The sequence below is a fragment of the Hymenobacter perfusus genome (assembly GCF_003944765.1).
Lineage (GTDB): Bacteria > Bacteroidota > Bacteroidia > Cytophagales > Hymenobacteraceae > Hymenobacter > Hymenobacter perfusus.
The window spans coordinates 258,603-279,006 of sequence record NZ_RWIU01000004.1 but is presented as its reverse complement, the minus strand read 5'-3'; the positions used below and the strand labels follow the sequence as shown (position 1 = coordinate 279,006).

General features: G+C 58.5%; 16 protein-coding genes. 7 read left to right on the top strand and 9 right to left on the bottom strand.

Annotation, left to right across the window (positions count from 1 at the left end; translation table 11 throughout):
* Window positions 1–24: 24 nt before the first annotated feature.
* Window positions 25–327: a DUF2695 domain-containing protein gene (locus tag EI293_RS13500; protein ID WP_125438698.1), complete on the top strand. Its 303-nt coding sequence runs from the start codon at window positions 25–27 to the stop codon at window positions 325–327.
* Here the strand turns inward: EI293_RS13500 and EI293_RS13495 are convergent, their stop codons facing one another.
* The 8 genes from EI293_RS13495 to EI293_RS13460 form a co-directional block, all read right to left on the bottom strand.
* Entirely contained in the window at window positions 328–1,788 is a 1,461-nt protein-coding gene (locus tag EI293_RS13495; protein WP_125438696.1) for a hypothetical protein, read from the bottom strand.
* Between the two features lie 205 nt (window positions 1,789–1,993).
* The gene (locus tag EI293_RS13490; protein ID WP_125438694.1) at window positions 1,994–3,457 is read right to left on the bottom strand and encodes a hypothetical protein; all 1,464 of its coding nucleotides are present in this window, start codon (window positions 3,455–3,457) and stop codon (window positions 1,994–1,996) included.
* A gap of 55 nt (window positions 3,458–3,512) precedes the next feature.
* A complete protein-coding gene (locus EI293_RS13485; RefSeq protein WP_125438692.1) occupies window positions 3,513–3,983 on the bottom strand; it encodes an Imm30 family immunity protein in 471 nt (156 codons plus the stop codon).
* 2 nt (window positions 3,984–3,985) lie between these two features.
* Window positions 3,986–7,450, bottom strand: coding sequence for an acetate and sugar kinases/Hsc70/actin family protein (locus tag EI293_RS13480; RefSeq protein ID WP_125438690.1), 3,465 nt, complete (start codon window positions 7,448–7,450; stop codon window positions 3,986–3,988).
* Window positions 7,451–7,710: 260 nt separating this feature from the next.
* Window positions 7,711–9,159, bottom strand: coding sequence for a hypothetical protein (locus EI293_RS13475; protein ID WP_125438688.1), 1,449 nt, complete (start codon window positions 9,157–9,159; stop codon window positions 7,711–7,713).
* A gap of 116 nt (window positions 9,160–9,275) precedes the next feature.
* A complete protein-coding gene (locus EI293_RS13470) occupies window positions 9,276–9,668 on the bottom strand; it encodes a hypothetical protein (protein ID WP_125438686.1) in 393 nt (130 codons plus the stop codon).
* Between the two features lie 177 nt (window positions 9,669–9,845).
* Window positions 9,846–11,222, bottom strand: coding sequence for a hypothetical protein (locus EI293_RS13465; RefSeq protein WP_125438684.1), 1,377 nt, complete (start codon window positions 11,220–11,222; stop codon window positions 9,846–9,848).
* Between the two features lie 140 nt (window positions 11,223–11,362).
* Window positions 11,363–12,364: a sugar phosphate nucleotidyltransferase gene (locus tag EI293_RS13460; protein WP_125438682.1), complete on the bottom strand. Its 1,002-nt coding sequence runs from the start codon at window positions 12,362–12,364 to the stop codon at window positions 11,363–11,365.
* A gap of 236 nt (window positions 12,365–12,600) precedes the next feature.
* Here EI293_RS13460 and EI293_RS13455 point away from each other — a divergent pair, with 236 nt between their 5' ends.
* The 3 genes from EI293_RS13455 to EI293_RS13445 all read left to right on the top strand — a co-directional run bounded on the left by EI293_RS13455 (window position 12,601) and on the right by EI293_RS13445 (window position 14,533).
* Entirely contained in the window at window positions 12,601–13,179 is a 579-nt protein-coding gene (locus EI293_RS13455; RefSeq protein WP_044000713.1) for a LemA family protein, read from the top strand.
* Window positions 13,180–13,265: 86 nt separating this feature from the next.
* Window positions 13,266–13,721 carry a TPM domain-containing protein gene (locus EI293_RS13450; RefSeq protein WP_125438680.1) on the top strand — a complete coding sequence of 152 codons (456 nt, stop codon included), beginning with the start codon at window positions 13,266–13,268 and terminating at the stop codon, window positions 13,719–13,721.
* The gene (locus tag EI293_RS13445) at window positions 13,718–14,533 is read left to right on the top strand and encodes a TPM domain-containing protein (protein ID WP_125438678.1); all 816 of its coding nucleotides are present in this window, start codon (window positions 13,718–13,720) and stop codon (window positions 14,531–14,533) included. Before EI293_RS13450 ends, EI293_RS13445 begins: the two co-directional genes overlap by 4 nt.
* A 167-nt stretch (window positions 14,534–14,700) precedes the next feature.
* On the opposite strand, the gene EI293_RS13440 is transcribed toward EI293_RS13445, so the two are convergent.
* On the bottom strand, window positions 14,701–15,300 hold the full coding sequence (locus tag EI293_RS13440) for a 3'-5' exonuclease (protein WP_125438676.1): 600 nt from the start codon (window positions 15,298–15,300) through the stop codon (window positions 14,701–14,703).
* A gap of 339 nt (window positions 15,301–15,639) precedes the next feature.
* Here EI293_RS13440 and EI293_RS13435 point away from each other — a divergent pair, with 339 nt between their 5' ends.
* From EI293_RS13435 to EI293_RS13425, 3 genes are read left to right on the top strand one after another with little or no spacing between them, the layout of a single operon-like run.
* Window positions 15,640–16,383, top strand: a complete 744-nt coding sequence (locus tag EI293_RS13435) for a hypothetical protein (RefSeq protein WP_125438674.1) — start codon at window positions 15,640–15,642, stop codon at window positions 16,381–16,383.
* Between the two features lie 53 nt (window positions 16,384–16,436).
* On the top strand, window positions 16,437–19,214 hold the full coding sequence (locus EI293_RS13430) for a TonB-dependent receptor (RefSeq protein ID WP_125438672.1): 2,778 nt from the start codon (window positions 16,437–16,439) through the stop codon (window positions 19,212–19,214).
* Complete coding sequence (locus tag EI293_RS13425) at window positions 19,215–20,396, top strand: DUF4249 domain-containing protein (RefSeq protein ID WP_125438670.1); 1,182 nt, start codon at window positions 19,215–19,217, stop codon at window positions 20,394–20,396.
* Window positions 20,397–20,404: the final 8 nt, after the last annotated feature.

Here is a 20,404-nt window from a genome sequence, read left to right as displayed (position 1 = left end):
ATCTTGCCGACTGACTATCTGGCAATGAGCAGCAAAGACGAAAAGCAGAAACGGAAGGCTTTATTGGCAAGTGTTAAACAAAAGCAGCAACATGAGCTGCTGGCTGCTATGCCTGTTTCATTATCCAATCTTAAAGAGCTGTTTGACTATCTGGACGAACAATTAGGTGAAGAAGAGTGCGATGATACGCTCCGACTCACGCACCTTTTTTTGCAGTCCCGCAATCTACCAGTAGCTAATACATCTGAATGGCTGGCAACGCATGGGGGCTACTGCGACTGCGAAGTATTGGCTAACGTGGAAGAGAAGTTCGAAAAGCTACTGTAGCTACTGCGGCTTCACACCGCCAAACAGCTTGTCCATAAACCGCTGAAAGCTATTCTTGGACGTGGCTTTCACAAGCACCGTGTTCAGGTTGGACAGCTCCAGCAGCAGCTTGGCCTGAATCTGGGAATCGATTTCCACTTTGCGCAGCAGCTCGCGCTGGGTGGCGGTTACGTCGCGGCTGAGGTCGGCCTGCTGCACGTTGAGGTTCTGGAAGGGCTCCAGCTGTTTCAGCAGCTTCTCGAAGACGTTATCGGCGTTGAGCTGCTCGAAATACTGCTGCCACTTCTCGTAGGCCAGCTGGGCCTGCCGCTCGTTGTAGGCCAGACGCTTGTTCATCACGTCGGCGAGGCCGACGCCGGCCTGGTCGATGTGCTGCTCGGCGCGGTCCTTCAGGTTGCGCAGCTCCAGCTGGTGCTTCTGGAAGAAATCCAGCATCAACTGCACCGAGTTGTTGTTGCCGCCGATGTACTGGCCCAGGTCGTTGATGCCTTTTTCAAAGCCCCGCAGACGGTCCAGGATGCTGTTCACGGCCTCGGCCGAGTGGTAGCCGTTCTGCAGCATCTCGTTAAGGCGCTGCTGGTAGCCGGTGAAGGCGCTGAACATTTCCGCCGACTCGCGCACCTTCTCAAACACCAGAATATTGGCCGCCGCCATCTTGTCGTAGCCGATGGTATCGAGGCGCTCCAGGAAGTCGCTCTGCACCCGGATGTTCTGCGTCACCTTCTCCATGAGCGGGTTGAACAGCTCCACCTGGCCCACAAACTGCTGGTTGAACGCATCGAGCACCGACTTGAGGTTGGTGAGCGAGCTGGCCATATCGGCGTGCAGCACCGGCAGCAGGCGGGCCTGCAGGAAAGTGTAGTACTGATTCTGGAGCCGGTCGAGCTGCTCGCGGGCCTGGCGCAGTACGCCGTTGCCGAGCAGCGTGAGCAGCAGCCCCACGAAGGAGCCCGTCATGGCAATGAGCACGCCGGTGAGGAAGGGCGTCAGCGCGTTTTCATCCGAAACGCCGTTGCGGGCAATGCCCACCAGACCCAGAATCACGCCCAGAAACGTGCCCAGCAAGCCCAGGTACAAAGGCGTGGCCACGTTGGCCTGCACCGAGTTGTCGAGAACCTGGCTCTGGCGCTCCGATATATCTTTCAGGATGCCAAAGTCGGCCGCCGCGCCCTTGTTGTGGCGCAGGTAGTCGTTGGTGTCGAGCAGGATTTCCTGAAACTCGGGCGAGGCGTTTTCGGCCTTGATGAGGTTGGAGGCGAAGGATTCAGGCGGCGCGTCGGCGGCGTATTCGGGCAGGTCGCGGCCGTCGGGCAGCACAATGCGGTGCTCCACCCGCAGGCTTTCCTTGGACGGATACAGCTGGCCCAGCCGCCGGGCCGCGGCGCGCGTCTGCAGAAACGTGCGAATCTGCAGCCCGACCACCACAGCCACCACCAGGATTTCGAGGATGATTTCAAGCATAAGGCTACGAAGCTACAGCGAAAAACGAGTGAGTAGCCCCAGCGGGGCGTCATATCGGTAGTAAACGCAGAAAGTAACAGAGCAAAAGCCCCAGCGGGGCGACACCATTCGTTGAACGGAAGTGTCGCCCCGCTGGGGCTCAGTCGTCAAATACCGTTCTTGTTCTACCAACATACTGCCCCTCCGGGGCTGCTCAACTCGGCTTTTACTCAAACCGGATGGCGGCTTTCTGCTCAATCTGCCAAGCGCCGGCTACTTTGCGCAGCACGCCTTCCTCCTCCGTCACGATGCGCGTTACCGGGCCGACGGGCTGCTGGTACTTACAGGCTTCGCGCAAGGAGTATTGCGCGCTCTGGATGGCGTAGGCGTGTACGGCCGGGTTGGAAGTCACGCTGAACGTGGCCAGCTCGGGCCACTGCGGGTCCTGGTGAATCTCGTAGATGCTGTCGTGCTGGGGCTCGTCGGAGAAGTCGTACTCGTTGAACACGCCGTTTACGGGCACCTTCACGTAGCGCGTGCGGGGCAGGTCGGCGGCGGGTACAGCGGGCGGAGCAGCCGACGGTGGCGGAAGCTGTACGGGAGGCACGAGAGTATCGAACTCGTCGGGCGAGGTAGCGGAATAGGCCGCAGGCGTAGCAGTCGGCGCTTGCGTGGGCTGAACCGGGGCTGGGGCCGGCGCTACAACAGGCGCAGGAAGAGCCACGGGCACCGAAACCGGCGCAACGGGCTGCGGCGCACGCGGCGGGGCAGACTTGGCGGGAGCTACCGCAGCAGCACCTGGTTTCGGCGCCGACTGACGCTTCTGCAATTCCTGCTCCACTCGTTGCTGAATCAACTGCTCCAACTCGCGCAGCTGGGCCGGCGAGAACCGCTCGGCCGTTTTGCCGGCACCAGCACCACTGCCGGGGCTACTTTGCAGGGCGGCAATATCGTCGCGGCGCTTGTCGATGCGGGCGTTGATTTCCTTCCAGGAAGCCCCGATGCTACGCTTCAGCAGGGCGTACAGCACCAAACTCAGCAGCGCCAGAATCAGGGCTAACGGACCAAAAAACTTGTTCATCAGGCTCTCGCCGGTACCGACGGCCGCGGGCGTAGCGGCCGTGGCGACGCCGGCTTCGTCCAGGCCCGCGTCGCCGGGGGCAGCGGCCGTAGCCTCGTCGGTGGTGGCGGTGGTGTCGACGGCTTCGGTTTCGGCGGTGGCTTCGGCGGCGGGCAGGTCGCCGATGGGCGTGCCCTGGTCGAGGTAGTTTTTCAGGGCGGTTTCCAGCTTCGTCACGCCGGCCAGCCGGACGGCATTGCCCTTGCGGGCCGGAGAGGTGCGCAGCCGGTTGATGATTTCGCGCACCAGCGTCTGCAGGCGGGAGTTGTCGGAGCCCAGGCCCTTGTACATCGCGCCCTGTACTTCCAGCGGCTGGTACAGCGCCGAGTACACGCGCTGCTCGTCGGCTTTGATGCTACCGGCAAAGTCCTTCAGCGGGCCGCCGCATTTCAGCTGGCTTTTCAGTTCGGGGTGGCCGGTATCTTCAAACACAAACCTGGCCGTGGCGCACCAGATTTGCACTTTGCGCTCCTCCAGCGTGGGCTGGCCGAGGGGCGTTTGGGCATGGCCGCCCGCCGCGAGCAGCAGCAGGCCGGTAAGCAGGGAAGCAACGCGGCGGGAAAGGGTCATAAGGTGTTTGGGGTAGTAGGTTGGGGGGCAAGAGCGGATAGCTACATTGATGCATTTAGTCCAGAACTTCTACTACTGCTTGATTAAAACGCTCTGCATCTTCAGATGCAATTTTTTGCAGCAGTTTGACAGCCATTGTCCAGTCATTTGTTTCTGCAGCTGCCAAACTTTTCCGCAAAATTTGTCTGTCGTCAGCTTTATTAAGGAATCGTCTTAGCATTTGCTTCGCCCATTCAGAAGCATGCGGAACCATTACTGATATAGATTTGATAAAATACCCCGTAGCTACTTCAGGACTAGCAATTTTATGGTATCCTTCTACGGCATGAATTAGTCCAAACATAACCTCATAATGCTCCGTGGCGTCGTCAAACCCCTGACATAATAGAGGAATATGCTCCACATTTCTAGCAGACAGAATTCTTGCAATTGCTTCATCGAACACAAGATACTGGCCATCCTCCTGCATCAGTCGACTCTGCCGTAGCCTGAGTACTTCAGCATTGATATTTACTGTTTCGCACATAGCTACGCCTGCAGCTCGCGGCTCAGGTTATACAGCGCCTGTTTCAGCGGTAGGAAGAACAGAGTTTCCGGCAGGGTCTCGTCGGAGGAAAGCTGGCGCTGAAACTGGTGCAGACCCAGGCTCAGGCTGTCCTCGATTTCGCGGAGCAGAATGTCTTTCACGCGCTGACGGTCCACGTCCACGCCTACTTCGCGCAGCAGCGGAGCCACTTCGTCGCCTTCCAGCACCAGGGTGAGGTAGTTGCGGACGTTATCCAGCACCGTGTTTTTCAGCTCGGCATCTACTTGGTTTAGCTTCAGACGCTGCTGGTTGAGCTCGGTGCCTTCCACGGCGCCGCTGTACTTCACGGGCTTGATGTTGTCGTAGTCGGTGGTGGTTTTTTCTTCGAATAGCACGCCGCCGTTGGTGGTGGCTTCCTTGGGGTTGTCGGCCAGGATGACGCGGAAATTGTGGGGCGGCTCCACGCCCGTCACGGCTTGGAAGATGGCCTTCGTAATCTTCTCAATGGCCACCAGCGAGCTGCCCCCGGCCAGCAGGCGCAGGTAGAGGCTGCCTTTGCCCGAGAAGCACAGGTAGCGTGGCGTTTTCAGGCCGAGGTGCTTGGTAAGCTGGGCCGTGTGGTAGATGATGCTGGTGTAGTGCAGGTAGAACAGCACCCGCAGCTGCCGGCCCTTGCCCAGACCCAGGGCCTGGGTGAAGCGCAGCGCATCATCGTACTTAAACAGCAGGCTGGTCACGTCGGCGGAGCCGAAATCGTTGTTGCTGAGGGCGGCGCGCAGATAGCCTTTGTACTCCTGATTTTGTTCGGAGTCGGGCAGGCTTTCCACGTGGCCCACGCCGAGGCGCAGCAGGCCATTCTGCTTGGGCGCGCCCTGCACGCGGGCGTAGCCGTCGCCCCACAGGTCGTCACCGGCGAAGCGGAACGAGGTGCTGTAGGCCGGCTTCTGGTCAGCGAACAGCAGCAAGTCGGTGGTGCCGCCGCCAATGTCGATGTTCACCACGTTTTCGTCGCGGTTGGGCACTACCTGGTTGGTGGCGGTGAGGTAGTAGTACGGGGCCACCGACTCGGTGAGGCAGATGGTGGGGCGGTTGGCCTTGAACACCTGCCGGAACGACTCGTCCCAGACCTGCTGGAACTGGTTGCGCAGGAACCCATCAAAGCTCAGCGGCGCAAACCACACCACGCGGGTGTCTTCCAGAATGCCGCCGTGCAGCGCCGCCTTGTGGCGCAGCAGCAGCAGAATTTCCCGGAAGAAGGCCTCAATGCGCGACACGCCCTGCGGGTCCAGCTCCGCCGACCACTTCAGGTTGGTGATGAAGCGGTTCTGGGGCAGCTCGGCCGTGTTTTCGGTGTTGATGCTGAAGCCGATGTTGATGTTGCTAAGCACCTTGGCCGGCTCGTTGGCAAACGACGTGGTTTCGCACACGGCAGTACGAATCGGAAACTCATACACCGAGCCGCCTTCCCCTAGGAATGACGGCACAAACTCGCGGTTTTGCAGCGTAGCAATGTTGTCCCAGATCTGGCCGGCCCCGGTGCGGTAGCGCTGGGCGGCCGAAAGGCCCTGGTCGGCTACCGGCGCGTGCAGCCACTCCACCTGCACATCGGCTTCCCCGATAGTGAGCGGGCGCGGGTGCGCGCTCGGCGAATCGGCGTAGGCAATGTGGGTGTTGGTGGTGCCAAAGTCCACCGCGAAGGTGAAGCGGCGGGTACCCCGGTCCAGCTCGCGCCAGCGCGGCACGAACAGGCCCCGCGCCGGCTCCGCACCAATGGTGGCGGGCGGACAGGTCAACTCCGCGAGGTCGAAATGGGTGCCGGTGACTTCGTAGTAGGTGCTGCCGGCGGTGGCCATGCTTTTCTGGGTGCGCTCGTAGCGGGTGGCACGGCGGGCGGCTCCCTGCTCCGTGATTCGCTCCCCGTTCACGAAGAACGTGAGGTCGTAGCGGCGGTTGAGCATGGTGGGCGCGTTGTCGGCATCCACCAGCATCACCTTGTAGAGGTCGTTGTACTCGGGCTGGTAGCGCACCTTGTAGAACGGGAACACGCCCACGCCCACGGCGGCTTTCACAATGCGGCCCTTCTCCAGAATCTCGCGGCCCTGGGCATCCTTGGGGTTTTGCGGATTGTGGTAGTAGCTGCGCTCAAACGTGATGAAGCGACCCGCCTGCACCGGCACCCGCAGCTGCACGCGCACGTGGCTCAGGTCGATGGTGAAGGTGAGCAGCTCGGCCAGCTCGTTCTCGGTGAAGTACTCGAAAAACGCCTGTTTCAGCGGCAGCAGATACGGAAACCGCGCCCGACCCTGGCCGTCGGCTCCGTACTGGAACGTGACTTTGCCAGTGTGGAAGCGCTGGGTGTTCAACTCGTAGGGCAGCTCCACCAGGGAATCTTCCAGCAGGTCGCCCACCGTGAGGTAGGGGTACTTGAAGCCTTTGCCGGGCAGCACACGGCTTTCCAGGGCTACTTCATCGTAGTAGGGCACCGGCGTACGGTCGTCCCAGGGCTGGCCGTTGAGGTAGTTGGCGCCGGGCATCGTCAGATTCGGGCGCAGCACCAAGGGGCGCGGCCGGCCCGTCGTCGATTCGCGGGTGGGCTGGATGAACAGGTCGGAGCTGGTGACGGCCGACTGGTCGGCGCGGCCGGGCAGCGGCACACCTTTCACGCTCACTAGGTTGCCCTGCACGTCGGCCAGGGCCGGGTAGCGGGCGGCAAACTGCTGGGCGCTCCGGTCGCCCTGCATCTGGAGCTGATTGATTTTTGCGCGGTCGAAGCCGGCGTACACGCTGCCGGCAAACTCGCGGCGCTGCAACTGCGGATACGCCAGAAACAGCTCATACACGAACTCGCGGAACTGCGGATCGCGGTCTTCGAGCAGCACAGTTTGCTGGTCGAAGTAGTGGCCGCGGGCCTGCGGGCGCTCTAAGTCTAGAGGCGTCACGGCGGGGCCGGTGAACAGGATGGTCAGCGGCGAGGTGCCGCCCAGCAGGCGCGTGCCGCCCGCCAGCTCCGGCGACTCATAGTACACCAGATACATGTCGGAGAAGTCGCGGAACCGCTCGTCCTGCATGTACAGCTGCAGGGTTTCGCCCAGCAGGCGCGTGCCCTCGTCCTGCCGCATCCGGCGGATTTCGGCCTCGGCATTCCAGCGGCGCAGCGTGATTTTGCGGCCGGCCTGGGTGTAGAGGTGGTAGTTGTAGAGCAGCTCCAGCAAGTCCCAGAAGTGGGTCGTCAGCTCGTGGTACACCGAGCCAGGGTTGCGCTGCCCCTCCCGGGCCAGGAAATCAAAAGCCGTTTCGAACAGGTGCATCCGCGCAAACGGCGTCGGGATGCTCACGGCCAGGTTGCGCGACTTGCCCCCCGCGGGGTCCGTCACGGTGTTGATTTCGGTGCTGGTGACGGGGGCGGTTTTCTGCCAGCCCTGCACCTGCTGGGAGCCGTTGTTGTGTAAGCGAAGGACTTTGGCCATATCGGGACCCCACCCCCCGGCCCCCTCCCCTCCGGGAGAGGGGGAGCCAGACGAAGGTTGTTCGGGGTGATTTTTTACTGCTAGAAACTACAACTAGAAAGCTAGTTCCCCTCCTTGGAAAGGAGGGGCTAGGGGTGGTTGATGCGTTAGAACGGTGCGGCTTGGGTCGTTCAGGCAAACAACATCAGCACACGGGCAAACCACCCCAGCCGCGCCTGCGGCACGGCGTCCCCTCCTTTCCAAGGAGGGGAGTTTTTGTTCTACACCACCTTTACCTTCTCCTCAAACGCCTTATCGGTCACATCATAGAACAGCTCCAGCAGCTTGCGGAAGTTGTCGGGTTCCTGGATGGACTTCTCGGTTTTGTTGAGGTTGTCGAGCAAGTAATTGTGGCTGAGACCTTTGTTGAAGAAGTCGTTCCACTTCTTTTCCACCGGCTTGCCGAGGATCATGGCGTTGAAGTCTTCGGTCTGCAGGTCGAAGGGACGGAAAGCGCGGCGGTTCTGGGCCAGTTCCTGCAGCCATTGGTCTACGCCTGAATCGGGGCTATGCAGGAAGGTGTTCAGCTCCCGGAAGATAGGCTCGTTGCGCATGGCGTAGTCCAGCTTCAGGTTGTCGGCGTACGGCGCTTTGTCGGTGGGCAGGTGCTGCTTGTGGTAGCGCGTGAAGTACAGGAACTGCGTGAGCTGCTTGGCAATGATTTCGCGCGACTCATCGGGCAGGTGGCTAAACTGGATTTCCGGCGCGTCGGTCTGCAGGCCGTACTCGTGGAAGTGCGGGCCGCCGGTGCGCAGTTCGGCGGGCGAGTAGCGCATGAAGTCCACGATGCTCAGGGCGGCCAGCAGCTCAATTACGTGGGCCTTGTTCTTCTGCTGGGTGCCGCCGGGCTGGTTTTCGTAGGGCGTATCGGGCGTATCGGCTAGGTAGTACAGCGCGTCGAGCCCCTGGAGGTTGTGCTCGTAGTAGCTGAGCGCCGCCTTGGTTTTCGTCAGGAAGTTGTTGGAGTCGATGACGGCATTGTCCTCGCTTTGGAGGGCGAAGTAGGGCATCACTGTCACGGCGCCAGTGGGCGCGTCGCGCAGGTAGCGGGCGTTGCTGAGGCGGGTGTTGGTGTCCTTCAGGTTCTTGAGCATCAGCGGGAAGCCCGCCGCACCCGTACCGCCGAAGATGCTCGACACGAAGAACACCCGGTCACCGTCCTGGAAGTTATCGGCGAAAAACCGCATTTCCGGGCTTTCCACCAGCTTATTCAGCACGATGCTGCCCACGTTCGGCGAACCGCGGAAGCCAATGGTCAGCGGGCTTTCCAGGTTGTCCTGGGTGAACAGCAGATCCACCAGTCCCTTCGAGTCCACGCTCAACCCGTCGTAGCTCAGGTACTGCCGGAAGCTCTGGTTGATGCCGCCGAAGTCGAAGATGAAGGTATCCTTCACCGAGCCGTTCACGTCCTGCGAAATGCCGCTCAGCGTACTGATATCGGTTTTGAAGAAGCCTTCTTCGCGGGGGCCGAGGCGCTTGTAGATCTGCTGGTAGCTCTGCAGCAGCTGCACCGTGCGGTTCATGTCGCCGTTGTGCGCGTCGGGGTCGATGATTATGGGCACCACCCGGTCGCAGTTGGGCAGCTCCACACCCGCCGCCAGCAGCATCGTGAGCGAGCGAATCACGCGGGAACCCGTGCCGCCAATACCGAATAAAAAGAGTTTAGCCATGAATCGCAGATTTTGCAGATTAAGATTGATTTCGCTGATTGATTACCCAGACGGCCGACAACGCAAGCAAGCCCTGCCGCAATCTGGGTAATCCTTACATCAGCAACATCTGTGATTTAAAACGGTGTCGTGCTGGCGTTGGTGGAGGCACGCTTGAGCAGCACGGAGAACAGGAAAAACCAGAACATGCCCAAAATGGCGTTCCAGGTGGCCAGCCAGTAGATGTAGCTGTGGTCGGTGACCTGCTGGGCGTTGGTCTGCCAGATGGTGACGATAAAGGCAATCAGCGCATTCAGCCCCAGGAAGATGGCCCAGTGCCGGCCCTTGTTGAAGGTAGCCACGCCCATGGCCCGGTTGATGAGCAGGTAGAACACCACCACCAGCCCAAGCGAAATGCCCAGGTTCAGCAGCCCCAGGTTGGGGAAGATAACGTCGCGGTACACGGGGGTGTCGGCGGGTGGTTGGGGGGCGCCGATGAGTTCGTAGAGGAAGCGGAAGAGTGCTTTCATGAAAGGAAGTAACGCGAAGTTTCCCTTCGCGGGTGATGGAACGATACGACGGAGGCGAAATTGTATGCGGCGCGCAACCGTTGCCTGGCGGGCTGCTGCACGACTATCGTGCCAAGTGAGACAGCGCGCATAGGGTTGGTATACGCAAAACAGCGGCGGCGCGCTGCCCGCAGGGTGCTACTCGGCCGGCTGCACCGTCAGGGGCAGCTCAAACACCGGACGCTTCTCCCCGGCCGCCTGGGGCTCCAAACCGTCGAGCAGGGAGCTGAGGGCGAAGGTTTTGGCAGCGGGTGTGCCATCGTTGCGGGTGGTCCACTGGGCAACCCAGGCAGGGCGCTGGTCCTGGAGGCGCAGCACCAGCGGGCGGGCCGCTTTGGGCGCTTTCGTCAGGCGGATTTTGGCGAAGTGAGTGAACTTGCTTTCCGGGCCGCTGCTGGCCTTGGTCTGGGCCGAGGCCGCCTGCACGTCGAGGAGCTTGGCGTCGGTGTCCACGCCCTGCAGCGTCAGGTTCTGCATGAGGTAAGCCACGTCGCGGTACTGGCCGGGCAGCTGGCCCAGGTTTAGGCCCACCACAAACTCCACCGGCTGCTGAGCCGAGGCTTCCGATACGGCCACCACGCGGTAGGCGTCGGCGCTACGTTTGCTGGCCCCGGCGTCGCCGTAGTACCAGCTGCCTTTGTTCTGGTATTTGCTGAGCAGCGAATACGCCGGCCGCGGATACATGACGCCGAAATGCGCCTGCTTGGCGGGCTGCTGCTCCAGCAGCGCGGCATCAAACTGCCGCACGGCCGCAGCCGGCCCCAGCACCCAGATGTAGTAGGGAATTTCGGTGTCGCAGCAGTTGGTTTTCTTGCCCGCAGCCTTCAACGCTGGATAATACGTGCCCCGGAAATCCGACGTGTAGCCGTACACCGACACAGCCAGATCGGGCTGCGCGCCGTTGCGCTGCAGGGCGTCGGTGATGTCGGTTTTGATGTAAGGAATGGCCCCGGCGTTCTTGGGCGAGTAGATGAAGTCCGAAATCAGGACGCTCACGGTGCCGGGCTGGTAGTAGCGCGTCATCAGCGTATCGAGCACGGCGGGCAGGTCGGTGCTTTTGGCGGGCTGCTGAATGCCGCTACGCACTGTCCCCGAAATGCCCTGGTAGGTATCGGCGTAGGGCTTTTCCTTGATGCGAAAAAACGCCTTTTTCCGGGAGGCCGGCGTCCGGTTGATTTCCGAAAGTAGCTGCGCCACGTGCTGTTGAAACCGCGTGTTCTCGCCGCTGGCTCCGGTTTTGGGCATAAAGCCTTCCATGGAGCCCGACACTTCCAGAAACACGTTCACGGCCTGCAACGGCTGAACAGCGACACTGCTCACCACGTCCGATGCTTCCTCCGGAGCCTCCACACCGGGGGCTTCCGTGGGCCGCACAGCGTCGGGCATTTCGGCCGTGGGTTTTTCGGTGGTAGCGTCCTCTCCTTTCATATCGGAGCGGGAGTAGCAGCCGGGCAGGAGCAACAGCGTCAGGCCCAGGGTGGGCAGCAGGCGGGAGAAGGAGGTCGGGTAGCGCATCGGGCTAAAGTAACGACAATCTGCCCGCAGCGGATACACAAATGGTGAAGTTGTGAAATGGTGAAGTGGTGAGTTTGATGTTCTGAAGGCGTTAACCGCACAAACAGAACATCAAACTCACCATTTCACAACTTCACCGCTTAGCTATAATCGATTTCCGTGTTGTCGCCGATGTTGAGGCTGTGGCGGGTGCCGCGGAACAGGGCGTCGGAGCCCACGATGCAGTCGTGCATGACGGCGGAGCGCAGCTCGGAGTAGGAGCCGATGATGGAATCGGTCAGGATGGTGTTCTTAACGATGGTCCGGTCACCGATGGCCACATTGGGACCGATGATGGAGCCCGAAATCTGGCAGTCTTTGCCGATGCTGACGGGCGGGATGATGATGGTATCCGGAAACTCCGGAAACTCGCGGCGCTTCAGAAACTCGGGACGGTTGAGCAGGCGGGCGTTGGCTTCCAACAGGCTCTCCTTGCGGCCGCAGTCAAACCAGTTATCCACCGAGGCCGTGGTCATTTCGGCGCCGTCCTGGATCATAAGCATGAGCGCATCCGTGAGCTGAAACTCGCCGTGGGTGCGCTGGTCCTGCTCCACAATGCGTTCCAGGGCCGAGGCCAGCCAGTCGGCGTTGGCAATCTTGTAAAGCCCCACCATAGCGTAGTTCGACTTCGGGATGCGCGGCTTCTCCACCACTTTCGTCACGCGGCCGTTGGTGGCGGTTTCCACCAGACCGAACATCGAGGGCGTTTTTACCTCTTTCACGGCCAGCACGTTGCCGGGCGTGCGCATCATGGCCGGCAGGTCCACGTCCACAATGGTGTCGCCGAGCATGATCAGGATACCGTCTGCTTCGTGGCGGAACTGTTCCCGGGCCAGCCAGAGGGCGTGGGCAATGCCTTCGCGCGGTTCCTGCACCACAAACGTGCTCTGCAATTCGGGGTACTGCTTGCGCACGTACTGCTCCACTTTCTCGCCCAGGTAGCCGATAATGAACACGAATTCCTGCACCCCGGCTTCTACCAGCCGGTCGATGATGTGGCCCAGAATGGTATTGCCGGCGACGGGAACCAGGGTTTTGGGCTGGGTATGCGTGTGCGGACGTAAACGGGAGCCGATACCGGCTACGGGAATAACTGCTTTCATGCGAGAGAAAAATCGGGGAGCACCGACGCGCAAAATACGCAATAGCACCGGAGCAAGGCCCGGTACAACTACCGGAGCGCGAATTCGTACTTTGCAGCGCAACGGTTCGGCTACGTGCAATAACAGGCAGCCGGCCGTTTTGTAGCCGCCGGCCGTTAAAACCGACGCGGCCCTGCCGATATTGACCTTCCCAAACGTTTTTCCTCTCCCTTTTTCACTTTTCTTACTTTCTCCCCATGAAACGTTTTCTGCTCTACTTTGCCGGTCTGGTGCTGCTACTCACGCAATCCTCGTGCGGTTACAACTCCATGGTGTCCAAAGACCAGGCGGTAAAAGCCCAGGTGGGCAACGTGCAAAGCGCCTACCAGCGCCGCTCCGACCTGATTCCAAACCTGGTAAATACAGTGAAGGGTGCCGCCAACTTCGAGAAATCAACCCTGACCGAAGTAATCGAAGCCCGGGCCAAGGCTACCAGCGTGCAGCTGAACGCCGATAACCTGACTCCCGAAAACCTGAAGCAGTTCCAGGAAGCCCAGTCGCAGGTAAGTGCTGGCCTGGGCCGTTTGCTGGCCGTATCGGAAAACTACCCCGAGTTGAAGGCCAACGCCAACTTCCAGGAGCTGCAGGCCCAGATTGAAGGCACCGAAAACCGCATCAACGTGGAGCGCAATAAGCTCAATACGCTCACCAACGACTACAACGGCTACATCAAGAGCTTCCCGAATAACCTGTTTGCGGGCATGTTCGGTTTCGCCGAGAAGCCCTACTTCGCCGCCGATGCCGCGGCTCAGAAAGCGCCTACCGTTCAGTTCTAGTATCGTTTTTGGTTTCTGGTTTTTGGTTTCTGGGCAGCTGATGTCCAGGACCAAAAACTGAAAACGAACAACCAAAAACCGATTTTATGACAAACCCACTCTCTTCGGAGCAGGAAGCAGCACTGGTAGCGGCTATCCGGCAGGCCGAACTGCGTACTTCCGGCGAAATCCGGGTCCATCTGGAAGATACCTGTCCCACGCCCGAGCCCCTGGACCGCGCCGCCCAGGTGTTTGCCGAGCTCGGTATGCACCGGACAGCGCAACGCAATGGCGTGCTGTTTTATCTGGCCTGGCAGAGTCGGCAGTTTGCCGTTATTGGCGACACGGGCATCAACTCCGCCGTGCCCGATGACTTCTGGGAAACCGCCAAGGAAAATGTATTGCAGCATTTCCGGACCGAGAAATACGTGGATGGCCTGGAACAGGGCATCCGGCTGGTAGGCGAGCAGCTGCGCCGCTACTTTCCCTACGATGCCAAAACCGACCAGAACGAGCTGGACGACTCCATCTCCTTTGGCGATTCGTCTACCAAACGTCCATGAAGCACCTGTTCTACTTTTTCCTGCGGCGCAGCTGGCTGCTGGCGGCCTGCCTGTTGCTGCTGCAGCTGGCGGCCCTGGCCCAGAACGTGCCGCCCCGCCCCAACCCGCCCCGCCTCGTCAACGACCTGGCGGGCCTGTTGCGCCCCGATGAGGTGGCCCAGTTGGAGCGCAAGCTGGTGGCTTACAATGATTCTACCTCGTCGCAGATTGCGGTGGTGACCATCCCCACGCTCGGCGACTACGAAATTGCCGGCTACGCCCAGCAGCTCTACGAAACGTGGGGCATAGGCCAGAAAAACAACAATAACGGCGTCCTGATTCTTATTGCCAAGCAGGAACGCAAGGTGCGGATTCAGCCCGGCTACGGCCTGGAAGGCGCTATTCCGGATGCCTTGGCCAAGCGCATCATCACCAGCACGCTCACGCCGGCGTTCAAGGAAAACCGCTACTACGAGGGCCTTGACCGCGCCACCGACCAGCTCATTGCCCTGGCCAAAGGCGAATACAAGGCCGACCCCGCCACCCAGCCCCGCAACCGTCGGTCCTCTTCGGATGACAGCGGCGGGGGCTGGATGTTCTGGGTGGTTATTGGGGCGCTGCTACTGTTTATTCTGCTCCGGAACCGGGGCGGCGGCAGCTCGGGCGGCCGGCGCAACCGGGGCTTCGGCGGGGCCATGATTCCGCCTATTATCTTTGGCGACTTCAGCGGCGGCCGCGGCGTATTTGGCGGCGGCGGCGGCGGTGACTCGGGCGGCTTCGGCGGTTTCGGCGGCGGCAGCTCCGGCGGGGGCGGTGCCTCCGGCGACTGGTAAGGAGTAACTAAGTATTTGAGTAGCTGAGTAGTTGTTCTGGTACCCGCACAATGCGCGCCAGAGCAGCTACTCAGCTATTTTTTTTTACAGCCCTACTACACAGTTACTGCGCTAGAAGCTGGTTGCTAAGTCTGTACAATCACCAGAACAACTGCTCAATTACTCCGCTACTCAGTTACTCTTTTATATGCCGGTAGCTCGTAAAACGGCCGCAGCAGTTGCACCACGTCCAGCGCGTCGGCCAGGGCTTGGTGGGCTACCGTATCGTCTTCGAAGCCGGCGCGGGCCTTGCAGATTTGCATGGTAGGCAGGCGGGTGTCTTTGCGCCAGTTGAGGTAGAATGCGGCCGGGTCGAGCATGGCAGGCTCGGCACGCACCAGCGTGCCGTAGCCGGGCAATTCGCGCAGAAAGCCCAGATCGAAGGAGGCAATGTTCTTGCCAGCCATCGTTACAGCCACGCAGTCCTTTTTATCGGTTTTGAAACCCTGGGCCAGCAGAAATTCGCGCAGCTGTGGCAGCAGTTCCTCGGGCGTGCACAGCTCCGGGTTGGGTTCTTTGCGGGCCAGTTCGCGCAGCAAACCGGCGTTCAGCGCCAGCGCCCCGGCCGTACCGGTTAGCTCCGGGTGACGCACCACGCGCCGGAAATACGGCAGCTCCGCCAGTGGCAGCAGTTTGCGGGTGTCTTCCACCACGGCCGCCAGCTCCAGAATCTGATGACGCAGCGAGTTGCCGCCAGTGGTTTCAAGGTCGAGGGAGATATAGCGCATTACAGTAGTTCTCCGCAGGAGCGGGCTGTTGAGATTATAGGTTTTCTTCGCACAAAGGCCAATCCAATATTGATATGTGGCGGTTTGCTGACCGGTATAGGGCCGTCTGCTTGCGTCTCGTCGTCCGCGCCACTTGTTATCGATTACCGGTTCAATGTGGAGTCGTAAGCAGGCGGCCTTACACTGCAGCTTCGTTGTTTATCAATCAGATATAGTGTCCCACGCAAAATGGCAGTAAGCTACTATATAACCGCTATTTGTAATACCTTTCCTGTCTATTACCTGGCTTATTCCTTGAAAGTGGACTTACAGGTTCCTTTACTCCTACCCCCCATTTCCATGAAAATACCTTTTATTGCTTTCTATAGTATGCTAAGTCTCATGTACTGTTCAGCTGCCTTGGGCCAGTCTGCTACTGCCAGTGATGAGCTTACTGCACGTATGGAAACTGCGCAACTGCGGTACGCACCTGCGTTTCCTAATTCAACTCTGTTGTACAGCGGACCTGAATACATTGATTATTCTTTGCGGTATAGTGTCCGCACAGGTCACCAGTATTTTACCTGGCCTGAAAAACAACCTGGTACGGTTACTTACAACGGGGAATATTTTGACAACCTGTCTCTCGCCTATGACACAGTTCTTGACCAAGTAATTTTATCGTTTCCTAACAGTCCATTTATGCTACGTCTCATAAATGAAAACGTAAGTAATTTCACTATTAATGAACACTATTTCACCCGAATAGTAACTGATAGTAGCAAGAATAATATTAACACCGGCTATTATGAAGTATTGAACAGTGGCAACACAATGCTATTAGCCCGTCGCACAAAAAAGTTACAAAAACAAATCACACAAAAAAGAGTAGAAGCTGAATTTTCCCCAATTGATAAATTTTATATCTGCAATAATGGAACCTACTATTTCACCTCTTCAAAAGGGACTGCATTGCGCGCATTCAGCGAAAACGCGCCTCAAATTCAGGAGTATATTAAGTCAAGAAATTTAAAATTTAATAAAAAAAATATTGAAAAAAGCCTACTTGAATTGTGCATTTATCATAATTCAAGTACTTATTAGATCATTTTTTATTTTTTTTCATCTAATTTTCCACCCAAATAGCCCGTTCTCATATGAAGCATATTTACTTTTTATTTTATCTACTTTTCAGCCTACTAATCAACGTACCCGGCCAAGCGCAGCAAACCGAGAAGGTCTTGGATGGCACTTTTACCCGCGTACCCTTCGAACAGTTTGTCCGCCTCGTTGAAAGCCAGACCAGCTACCGTTTCTATTTCGATCCGGCCGCTACCGATAGTCTGTTCATTACCCTGAAAGCGCAGAATCTGCCGGTACCGGCGGCACTGACCCAGGCATTGCAGCCCACAGGATTTCGTTTTGCGGTGGATGATGAGAAGCGCGTATTCGTTACTGCGGGTAAGCCCATCGAGGCCACTTTGCCCAGCACGTTTTTCCAGAATACCATTGACGGCGCAACAATTGCCCGCGCCGACGCGGCGGCCCCGCAACAGAATACGCCCGTGGGCCGCTCCCGCTACGTGCGCGAGGCTGAGTACGTGGTGCATGATATTGGCACGGGCACGGGTGCGGGAACCGGTAAAGCCACGCTGGCGGGCCACGTACGCGACCTGAAATCGGGACAGCCCATCATCGGCGCGACGGTGTACACGGAAAACCCGGACGCGGGCACCAGCACCGACCAGTTCGGTTACTACTCCCTCACAGTTCCGGTGGGGCGGCGCGACATCAAAATCCGGGGTATTGGCGTCAAGAACACGAAGCGGCAGGTATTCCTGCGCGGTGACGGCCGGCTGGAAATTGAGGTGGAAGAGGATATCACCTCGCTGAAGGAAGTAGTAATTGAGGCGGAGAAGGACAAAAACGTGGCCGGCATGCAGATGGGTCTGACGAAGCTGGACATCAAAACCATGCGCCAAGTCCCCACTGCCTTCGGCGAAACCGATATTCTGCGGGTGATTCTGACGCTGCCGGGGGTAAAATCGGTGGGGGAAGGCAACACCGGCCTGAACGTGCGAGGCGGCGCCACCGACCAGAACCTGATTCTGTTCAACGGTACTACTATTTACAACCCCTCCCACCTGTTCGGCTTTTTCTCGGCCTTCAACCCCGATATTCTGCAAACGGTGGAACTATACAAGAGTGCCATTCCGGCCAAGTACGGCGGGCGGCTGTCATCGGTACTGGAAATTACCACCCGGGAAGGCAACCGCAAAAAGTTTTCCGGCTCCGGGGGCATTGGCCCGCTAACCGGCCGTCTGACGCTGGAAGGCCCCATTGTGAAGGACAAGAGCAGCTTTATTATCAGTGGGCGCAGCAGCTACTCCGACTGGATTTTGCGGCGGCTCTCCAACAGTTCGTTTCGCAACAGCACTGCCTCGTTTTATGATGTGAGTGCCCACGTCAGCCAGCAGTTCAACGACAAAAACAGCGTGTACGCTACCGGCTACCTGAGTGCCGACCGGTTTCGACTGGCCAGTGACACCACTTACCAGTACATCAACCAGAATGCCAGCCTGAAATGGCAGCACAGCTTCAACAACAAGATTTACGGCGTATTCACGGGCGCTTACAGCCACTACGGCTATGATATTACCAGCGAGAAAAACCCGGTAACGGCCTCCCGACTGCAGTACGGCATCAAGCAAACCAACCTCCAGGCTGATTTCAGCTACTTCCCCAATACCAAACACACCATTGATTTTGGGGTGAGCAGCCTGCTGTACCAGATTTCACCGGGCAGCCTGAAGCCCAACGGGGAAGGCTCCCTGATAGCCCCCGCTATTCTGGGCCGCGAGCAGGCCCTGGAAAGCGCCCTTTACGTTTCAGACCGGATTGATGTGAGTCCGCGCTTCTCGGTGGCGGTGGGCTTGCGTTACTCCTTGTTCAACGCCCTGGGCCCCCGGGATGTGTACCAGTACGCGGCCGGCCTGTCCAAATCGGAGAATACCATTATTGATACGCTCCGCTACGGCTCGGGCAAGGTGCTGGCTACCTACCACGGCCCCGAGTACCGCCTCTCGGCCCGCTACGCCCTCACCGATAACTCCTCCGTGAAGCTCAGCTACAACCGCACCCGCCAGTACATTCACCAGCTGACAAATACGGCTTCCGTCTCACCGGCTGATATCTGGAAGCTCTCCGACGCCAACGTGCGGCCCCAGGTGGGCGACCAGTACGCAGTGGGTTTTTACCGCAACTTCAAATCCAACACCATTGAAACGTCGGTGGAGGCATATTACAAGTCGTTGCGCGATTTTGTGGACTACAAGAGCGGGGCTACTCTGATTCTGAACCCCCATATCGAAACGGACATCGTGAATGCGCTGGGTAAGGCCTACGGGGTGGAAGTGCTGGTGAAGAAAACGACCGGCAAGGTGAACGGCTGGCTCAGCTACACCTATTCCCGCTCCCTGGTGCGGGTGAATGCGGCCACCACTTCCGATATGGTGAATGGGGGCCGCTACTACCCCAGCAACTTCGATAAGCCCCACGATGCTACGCTGGTAGGCAACTACCGTTTCAGCCGCCGCTTCAGTACCTCCCTCAACCTCACGTACAGCACCGGCCGGCCTATTACGCTGCCGCTGGCCAAGTACACCAGCGGTAACGCTACCCGGGTGTACTACTCCGAACGCAATGCCTACCGCATTCCGGACTATTACCGCGCCGATTTTGCCCTGAATATAGAAGGCGGCCATAAGGTAAAAAAGCTGGCGCACAGTTCCTGGACGCTGGGCCTGTACAACCTCACCGGGCGCCGCAACCCGTATTCGGTTTATTTCAAGTCGGAAAATGGACAGATCAAGGGCTACCAGCTCTCCATCTTTGGCCAGCCCATTCCTACTATCACCTATAATTTCAAATTCTAGATGCCACGCCGCCTTCCCGTTTATTCTGCATTACTGTGGCTGCTGGCACTGCTGCTACCAAGCTGCATCGAGCCGTACACGCCCGACGTCGTCAGTAGCCCCCGACAGTTTCTGGTGGTGGATGGCTTCATCAACAGCCAGGGCATTACCACCATCACCTTACAACGCACCGTTGACATTGCAGCCAAAACACCGCCGCCGCCCGAGAAAGGAGCCGCTGTGTCAATTGAAGAAGAAAACGGGTCCCGGCACACACTGCCGGAAGGAACCGTTAAAGGCACCTATTCCTCGGCCCAACTTACGCTGAACCCGCAGCGAAACTACCGTTTGCGCATTCTTACGGCGGCGGGCAAGGAGTACGCCTCCGAGTATGTACCGGTGAAAACTACTCCTCCCATTGATGCCGTGACCTGGCAGGCCGCAGATAAAGGACTGAGTATTTACGTCAGCTCACACGATGCCTCTAACCAGACGCAATACTACCGGTGGGAGTACACCGAAACCTGGGAAATAACTTCTCCCTATAACCCATTGGTTGAGTACAAGAATGGTCGCATACAGAATATTGTCACGCCCTTTCCCACAATATGCTGGTCAACCAATAACTCTTCGGCTATTGCGTTGGCCAGCACTACCCGACTTACCCAGGATAAGGTTTCCAATTATCTACTTCGCTCTCTACCCAGTACCGCTGACCGGCTGCGTCAGCGCTACAGCATTCTGGTAAAGCAGCACGCCCAGACTGCAGATGAGTACATGTATTGGGAAATTCTGCGCAAAAACACCGAAAATATTGGTACGCTATTCGACCCTCTGCCCTCTCAGCTAACAGGTAACATCCGGTGCCTGAATGATGAGAGTGAGTTAGCTCTGGGATTTATTAGTGCCCACTCAGTGGAGCAGAAGCGTCTTTTTATTACCCGGAATGAATTACCTACCACTTGGCGCATTCAAAGTGGCTATGAAAGCTGTCTGCCCGCCGATACCATTTTTCTGGACCGACCTACCCCACCACCACCAGCGGCTGCTACGTTGCAGGCTGCATTTAGTAATCCCAACTACTTGCCCATCTATGCACTCGAAACGCCTACAGGTACAGTGTATGGCTACATCAGCAAGTCGCGGGACTGTATCGATTGCCGCACGCGTGGCACAGCGGTAAAGCCTGATTTCTGGCCATAATCATCCTA

Excerpts from the sequence above, each read along its gene's own strand:
- EI293_RS13500 (WP_125438698.1), top strand. The coding sequence starts at position 25 with ATGAGCAGCAAAGACGAAAAGCAGAAACGGAAGGCTTTATTGGCAAGT.
- EI293_RS13495 (WP_125438696.1), bottom strand. The coding sequence starts at position 1,788 with ATGCTTGAAATCATCCTCGAAATCCTGGTGGTGGCTGTGGTGGTCGGG.
- EI293_RS13490 (WP_125438694.1), bottom strand. The coding sequence starts at position 3,457 with ATGACCCTTTCCCGCCGCGTTGCTTCCCTGCTTACCGGCCTGCTGCTG.
- EI293_RS13485 (WP_125438692.1), bottom strand. The coding sequence starts at position 3,983 with ATGTGCGAAACAGTAAATATCAATGCTGAAGTACTCAGGCTACGGCAG.
- EI293_RS13480 (WP_125438690.1), bottom strand. The coding sequence starts at position 7,450 with ATGGCCAAAGTCCTTCGCTTACACAACAACGGCTCCCAGCAGGTGCAG.
- EI293_RS13475 (WP_125438688.1), bottom strand. The coding sequence starts at position 9,159 with ATGGCTAAACTCTTTTTATTCGGTATTGGCGGCACGGGTTCCCGCGTG.
- EI293_RS13470 (WP_125438686.1), bottom strand. The coding sequence starts at position 9,668 with ATGAAAGCACTCTTCCGCTTCCTCTACGAACTCATCGGCGCCCCCCAA.
- EI293_RS13465 (WP_125438684.1), bottom strand. The coding sequence starts at position 11,222 with ATGCGCTACCCGACCTCCTTCTCCCGCCTGCTGCCCACCCTGGGCCTG.
- EI293_RS13460 (WP_125438682.1), bottom strand. The coding sequence starts at position 12,364 with ATGAAAGCAGTTATTCCCGTAGCCGGTATCGGCTCCCGTTTACGTCCG.
- EI293_RS13455 (WP_044000713.1), top strand. The coding sequence starts at position 12,601 with ATGAAACGTTTTCTGCTCTACTTTGCCGGTCTGGTGCTGCTACTCACG.
- EI293_RS13450 (WP_125438680.1), top strand. The coding sequence starts at position 13,266 with ATGACAAACCCACTCTCTTCGGAGCAGGAAGCAGCACTGGTAGCGGCT.
- EI293_RS13445 (WP_125438678.1), top strand. The coding sequence starts at position 13,718 with ATGAAGCACCTGTTCTACTTTTTCCTGCGGCGCAGCTGGCTGCTGGCG.
- EI293_RS13440 (WP_125438676.1), bottom strand. The coding sequence starts at position 15,300 with ATGCGCTATATCTCCCTCGACCTTGAAACCACTGGCGGCAACTCGCTG.
- EI293_RS13435 (WP_125438674.1), top strand. The coding sequence starts at position 15,640 with ATGAAAATACCTTTTATTGCTTTCTATAGTATGCTAAGTCTCATGTAC.
- EI293_RS13430 (WP_125438672.1), top strand. The coding sequence starts at position 16,437 with ATGAAGCATATTTACTTTTTATTTTATCTACTTTTCAGCCTACTAATC.
- EI293_RS13425 (WP_125438670.1), top strand. The coding sequence starts at position 19,215 with ATGCCACGCCGCCTTCCCGTTTATTCTGCATTACTGTGGCTGCTGGCA.